At 43.6% G+C, this 6110-nt stretch carries 6 protein-coding genes and 2 pseudogenes; 4 read left to right on the plus strand and 4 right to left on the minus strand.

Annotation, left to right across the window (positions count from 1 at the left end; translation table 11 throughout):
- Window positions 1-234, minus strand: a 234-nt coding sequence (locus METMK1DRAFT_RS18050) for a hypothetical protein (protein ID WP_048087277.1), incomplete at its 3' end; no start/stop codon positions are given.
- 356 nt (window positions 235-590) lie between these two features.
- On the opposite strand from METMK1DRAFT_RS18050, the gene METMK1DRAFT_RS00620 reads away from it, so the two are divergent.
- A complete protein-coding gene (locus METMK1DRAFT_RS00620) occupies window positions 591-1733 on the plus strand; it encodes a glycosyltransferase family 4 protein (RefSeq protein WP_009069557.1) in 1143 nt (380 codons plus the stop codon).
- On the opposite strand, the gene METMK1DRAFT_RS00625 is transcribed toward METMK1DRAFT_RS00620, so the two are convergent.
- Window positions 1730-3250, minus strand: a complete 1521-nt coding sequence (locus METMK1DRAFT_RS00625) for an oligosaccharide flippase family protein (protein WP_009069559.1) — start codon at window positions 3248-3250, stop codon at window positions 1730-1732. The genes METMK1DRAFT_RS00620 and METMK1DRAFT_RS00625 overlap by 4 nt on opposite strands.
- Window positions 3251-3661: 411 nt before the next feature.
- Here METMK1DRAFT_RS00625 and METMK1DRAFT_RS16985 point away from each other — a divergent pair, with 411 nt between their 5' ends.
- Together METMK1DRAFT_RS16985 and METMK1DRAFT_RS16995 are read left to right on the plus strand one after the other, a co-directional pair.
- The gene (locus METMK1DRAFT_RS16985; protein WP_009069561.1) at window positions 3662-4060 is read left to right on the plus strand and encodes a transposase; all 399 of its coding nucleotides are present in this window, start codon (window positions 3662-3664) and stop codon (window positions 4058-4060) included.
- 130 nt (window positions 4061-4190) lie between these two features.
- Window positions 4191-4664, plus strand: coding sequence for a hypothetical protein (locus tag METMK1DRAFT_RS16995; RefSeq protein ID WP_052300168.1), 474 nt, complete (start codon window positions 4191-4193; stop codon window positions 4662-4664).
- A gap of 16 nt (window positions 4665-4680) precedes the next feature.
- Here the strand turns inward: METMK1DRAFT_RS16995 and METMK1DRAFT_RS00635 are convergent.
- Both METMK1DRAFT_RS00635 and METMK1DRAFT_RS00640 read right to left on the minus strand, forming a co-directional pair.
- Window positions 4681-4866: pseudogene (locus METMK1DRAFT_RS00635) on the minus strand (glycosyltransferase family 4 protein); the annotation flags it as partial.
- A 71-nt stretch (window positions 4867-4937) separates the two neighbouring features.
- Complete coding sequence (locus METMK1DRAFT_RS00640; protein WP_082229984.1) at window positions 4938-5720, minus strand: glycosyltransferase; 783 nt, start codon at window positions 5718-5720, stop codon at window positions 4938-4940.
- A gap of 102 nt (window positions 5721-5822) precedes the next feature.
- Here METMK1DRAFT_RS00640 and METMK1DRAFT_RS18385 point away from each other — a divergent pair.
- Window positions 5823-6110, plus strand: a pseudogene (locus METMK1DRAFT_RS18385) (IS256 family transposase); the annotation flags it as partial.

A 6110-nucleotide genomic window follows, 5' to 3' on the forward strand; every position in this document is an offset into this window, starting at 1 on the left:
CTCCCTACTTAACGTGATGCTCTCCCTCGTAGGACGTCCTCCCGCACCCCTTACACCTGAACTTTCCCCTGGAGGAACCGTCCCTGACGACCCTCTCCGAACCGCACGAGGGACGTGACCATACACTCCCTTCTCCTCCTCAACCTCACCCCTCTCACGTAGTAGACCTGGAGGGATCCCCAACTCCACCCTCACGCCCAGGGCGTAACAGACAGGACTAAGGACAACTCCCACAACCCGTACTTCCTGGGCCTAAACCCTCATATTCCTCAGGATCGTACATCAACTGTGCGAGGATTACGAGGTTCTTTCTCGCTCACCCAAACACTCTCGTAGCCCTCTCACAACAAGTTTTCACCAGCAAACTTCCATCTCTAATAATTGCTCCACTACTTATCGAATAGGATGACCGTATGAGAACACTCCCCACAAAACAAATACTAAGGTCCCATCACAACAGCAACAAGTTAATCTCATCTAATTATATTTTACCTAGCCTATTGACCTATTTTATGTATTGGTCATACAACACTATAATCTTTTTCCGAGAGATGATAAATTTATAACTATAGTGACTACTCAATATCTATATGAAGGATGTAATTCCATTGAGAATACTATATATAAACTATGGTGAGCCTTCCCTCTCAGGTGCTACCTCCACGATAACCAAGATAATAGGAAACTCTAGAAAACATGGTATGACTTTCGACGTATTGGAGATCCTCCCAAAGGGCGAAGAAGGTCTAGTAAGTAAATTTAAAGAAATAAGTGATAACATAGACGAACATATAGTAATAAGATTACCTTTCAATAGGAATATCTTGGGAAAATTCTATTTCTACATTTATAAATCTATAATGATCAAAAGAATATTAAATGAAATTTCACCTAAATATGACTTCATAATGGGAGCTAAACATGAGAAAAACATTAATATACTATTTTCTATTCCCCTTATTCAACTACCGTTGTGGAAATTTTATATTAAATTAGCAAGGGTTTCTAACCCTATTGAGGCCTTGTTCTGGCTAAGAAATGCTTATTCCTTTTATCAATATTCAAGAATAAGCAAACGGAATATTTGTGCCGGAGTGATCTTAAGAGAACAACTTAAAAATGAGTTCGGAATACAGTGTCATGCCCTAGACCCCCCAGGCGGAGTAGACGAAGAGAGTTTGAGGAAATCATCGGATATCACTGCCGAGAAATTTGATGTGATACATGTGGCCAGACTCGGGCTGGTAAAGGGTACTCGAGACGCAATCTGGGTCATGGATAAGCTTAATCGATTGGGCTTTGAAAACAATGCCTTAATAGGGCCCGTAGATGTCGGATATGACTTGGAAAAAGAGATTGTGGGTAGGAGCATTCGTTATCTAGGCCCAGTAAACGACGGTTCTAAATTATATTCCCTCATGAGGAATGCCAAGCTCCTTTTGTATCCTAGCAAGTTAGATAGTTTCGGCATAGTGGTGGCAGAAGCCCTGGCCAATGGTCTACCTGTCGTAGCCTATGACATTCCTGCAATCAGGCATTATTTCGGAGAATGTAAGGCAGTGTCTTTAGCTCCATTGGATAACCGTGAAGAGCTTTTAAAGGAGGCCTTGAAGTCTCTAGAGCATAGAGATGAGCTTAGAGATTATGCCACGGAATGCGGCTCTCTATTCTCATGGGACGCAACCACTAAATCATTCAGGGACATTTTAGACAGCTTTTCTGCCAATGACTAGGAAAGGAACTTAGCCAAAAACTTCACCATGAATCTTAAGTTCGTGTTCTCCATCCCTCTCAAAAATACATTAATCTCTTCTTTTGTGATTATATCAAAATAAATGTATAACTTAACAAGGACAAGAAACAGTGGAATAGAGATAATTATACCGTAAACATTAATACTCTGAGGAATAAGAAATAAAGGAGAGAGTGTAATACATGATAATAGTGCGATCTGTCCCACAAGTTTCCATGGGAACCTATAGTTTATAATTGACCTAACAAACACGAATGATATTATATAGCCAGGAATCCATGATAGCCACGAGGAGACAAAGTAGCCTGACGCTCCATACTTCAATACGAGTAGCGTTGTTAAAACAGCATACGTCACGTTATTCAGTATTCCAACCTTCATTGAAAATTTCGTGTATCCTTGAAAAATGAGAAGTGTTCCTAACACGGATCTGCCAGAAAGAGGTCCCAGTAAAAAACCGATCATGGCCAACCTCAAGTAAAGCGATGCTGAAGAATATCGAGGTCCAGCAATGAGATCTATGATGGGGTTAGCAAGTGCTATCACGGCTATAATGATAGGGAGTTCCAATAGACTGTTAAGTTTCATGAGCTCTGTTACTACTTTGACCATCTTTATGGAATCACTTCTATCAATCTTAGATAATAGCGGTTGTACTGCAAAGCTAAGTGGATTAAAGATCGTATCGAAGAAGAATCCTATTTTGGAGGCGGCGTTTAGGTTAGATAAATCTACCACAGTCAGGAAACGATTGATTATTGATGTAGTATAGATTCCGAAAATATTTCCGACAGATGAGGAAACAACCAGAGGTAAGCTATACTTAAGCATCTCAGTTAGTGTAGATAACTTAGGAGCAGCACCTGTTAGAATTTTCCTATTCCATAATATGTATAAACCATAAATCGTCGCAGCGGCGTATCCTAGTATGTACCCGACTATGGCCCCCTCAATCCTCTCCCATGCTAAAGCCAAGGATACTGTGAATAGCGTCTGAAACGCATAATGTGCGGTCCACAACCTGCTGTTATAATTCGTCATCTCGAAGCCAAGAAATCCAGAGAAAATGGAGCTGAAGCTCCAATAAGTCAGTGAATAAATGCTAGCCAACCTTCCAAAATTCACTAAGGCAGGCTTATCATAAATTACGGAGAATACGTAAGGTGAGATAAAATAACCTAGTATAGATAAACCACTTCCGAAAATGAAGTCAAATAGCATCCCGGATAATATTACACTTTTTGCAAAATCCAAATTAACATCCTTAAATTTAGAAACGTATCTAGTTACTGCCGTATTTATCCCAAGATTACCAAATACCATCAGCATGGTAGGAAAGGCCATGGCCACAGAAAGGGCACCGTATTCTTCCGGTTGAAGGATCCTTATAATTAAGAAACTTCCTATAGCTCCTATAAGATGTGAAATAAATCTTCCGTTGAATAGGTTAACATAGTTTGTTATTAGTCCTTTTCCGAGATCAGTGAGTTCTGACATAATAAGTACAATTCCTCTGCTCAGGACTCATATATCTAACTATCCTTGAACAGGGAGTTGTCATTCTTAGTGTCTCAGATGACAAAAAGGGTTTTCCTCCCAACGATTTTTATTTCACTTTAGGACAGAAAGTCTAGCAGCAGTGATTTGCCTTCGTAGAGAACTACCAATTCTTCCAGAGCAATATCAAATTTCAGCGGTACCATCACGCCTCCGTGTTAGATTAGTCTGACGTCCTCTAGACACTGTATCACTGGGAGTGTTGTTCTCGTGTAGTCGTCTTACTCCAGCAGTTATGGGAATCTTAGGGAGGTATTACCGTAAAATCGGTGTTGGAGAGAAGGTTTTATTTTTTAGTGCCCTCCTTCTGAAAAGATACGGAACGAGGAGAGTTCGATCAGGGAAGCCAAGGTGAGGCCGGTCAGGGAGATCAACAGGCTGGGCGTGGTCAGGAGGAACGGGAGGAGCAGGAAGGTCGGGTTGACGCTAGTCCTCATGGTCCTGGTAGGTGGGAGGGCCAGCGTGAGGAACGCGGCCGAGACTTTCGGGTTGGACTACGCAAATCTGCTGGGGGCGTTGGGAGAACTCGACGACGCGTGGAGGGACTGGAGGTCCTGTCAGACTGGTCAAGGGACCTCTCGTCATCATAGACGACACCGTGGACCACAACGCTCCAGGGGGACGTTAGCCCCTGAGAACTACTGGATCTACTGCCACGCCCACGGGAGGTTCGAGAGGGCCAAGCTCCTCACGCTCGTGATAGTGGACCTCTCCACGGGCAGGACGTTCACGGTTTCCCCTACACCGTGAGGAAGATGTTGAATATGGGGATGGTCACTGAGTTCAAGACCGAGATCGACTTGGCCAGATGTTGGACGTGCTCAAGGAGCCCTTCCGGTAGCCAGGGTCGTCTTCGATCCCAGTACTGTCCGAGAAGCCCGTGACGAACAAAGTGGTGTCAAGGCTCAAGTCCAACCGAGCCCAGGGTAGACTCGGGGGACCCTCGAGGAGGGGGAGGGACACCTCCCAGTGGGATACCCCCGGAGTCTACTTCGCCGACCTGACCCTGGGAGGCCGAGTGATTACAGTGAAGTTGCTAGTCCGGGAACATAAACGTGACTCCTGGACACAGGCCAGGTACCTCTACACGACCGACCTCTCGCTCAGTGAGGAGGAGGCCTGTCGGGTGGGAGATCGAGGAGCTCTAAAGGACGTCAAGGCCCTGGGACTGGAGGACTCCTCGTTCTGGAGGAGGGAGAGGCTTAAGGGTTACCTCACGATCTTCACCATCAACAACGTCGTCAGGGAGCTGGTGGGGGAGCTGAACCTGAGGAGCGTGGAGGCGTTCCTCAGGTTCGTTGAACGTCATTTAGGAGGACCGCCGGGGCTGATGAAAATCTTTAAGTTACGTTAAAGTCCCATAACTGCTGTATAACATTTACTTTCTCCTTCAGCTCCGGATATCTTCCCAACAAACCCTCCTCTTCTTTAAAGAGTAGCTCTATTAAATCAACTTTAACTCCTCTCATAGGTAGTCGTAACAATAGTTCAGTTACAATTGTTGTTGCTCCAGAAACAGTAGGATTTCCAAGATTGATATAGAGCAATTTATACATTTGCGATATTTTCTAAATAAACATTTAAAAGCTTTTCTGTAGTGATTATGGGACTTTCCATCAAAGAGGTATCAACGCTGACGCGACGAACTATGGGCTTTCTCAAAATCGTTTAATAGTTTATGGAATACTTGATCGCTACATCTCTCGCTTTGAAAAAGAAGTAGATTATATTGAAACCTTAAATCCCAATCCAAATTCTGAAAATGTGACGGAACTTCTTTTCTTAAATATTTCAAGCAACTATAATGTCTTTTTAGTGATAAGCTAGGGATTGCTTTGATAACACCTAGAGCAAACAAGACCATTAAACCTGGATTATTGAGGTTTACTGGCAAACCCGTTATGAAGATGTCTCTATATTTATTGATATAATGTGATATTAAATTCATTTTCCCAGCATTACGCTTATGATCCCTGTTATGCTGTCCAAAAATATACTCTCTTCCAGGTAAATATAGATATTTACACTTGTCCGCTAGTCTAAACCATAAATCCCAATCCTCAGCGTATTGAAGTCTTCTCCAACCTCCTACGCTTAAAAGCATATCCTTAGGGGCGAGAATTGGAAATGAACTTCTTCCAACTTTCACTCCAAAATTGGAGTAGTTATCGATGTACTCATCAATTAATCTTGTTAAATTAAAGTATATTTGATCGGCATCAAGAGCCAAGACATAATCGCCTGAGGAAATTGATAACGCGAAATTCCTGGCTTCCCCCTTATTTCCATTAAATCTCTCTATAATTGTATTATATCCCCTAAATTTCCTTAGTATCTCGTAGGTGTCATCAGTACTGTAATTGTCCACTATTATTAGCTCAAATCTACTATCTTTTTGAGCCAGGGCGATTCAGGGCTCCATTGCGATTTCTATTTGTTTCTATAGAATGAAAGTGACTTAATTGATCCTACATCAGTAACACTAAAAAGGGGACGAGCGCTAGGTCATACCATGAGACGCCTATTTTATCACGTGGTGACCACGCTCGTCCCCGAGTTACTTGGGAAGGACGCGCTATTAAATGAAACGGTGGCTGAGATCGAGAGGAGGGCCCTGGAGGAGGCGGAGAGGACCTCCCCCAGGTACGCCAGGGGGAAGGAGGTGAGGAGGAGGGGTTACGCCAGGTACAGGTTCTTGAAGGGGTTCAAGGTCTCCCTCCTGGGGTAGTGTACGGGCTGGAGTGGGTCACGGTGAGCTTACCCGTGCTGTACAGGGGAGGGGAGAGGGTGAGGACGAGGG

Source organism: Metallosphaera yellowstonensis MK1 (genome assembly GCF_000243315.1).
Taxonomy (GTDB): Archaea; Thermoproteota; Thermoprotei_A; order Sulfolobales; family Sulfolobaceae; genus Metallosphaera; species Metallosphaera yellowstonensis.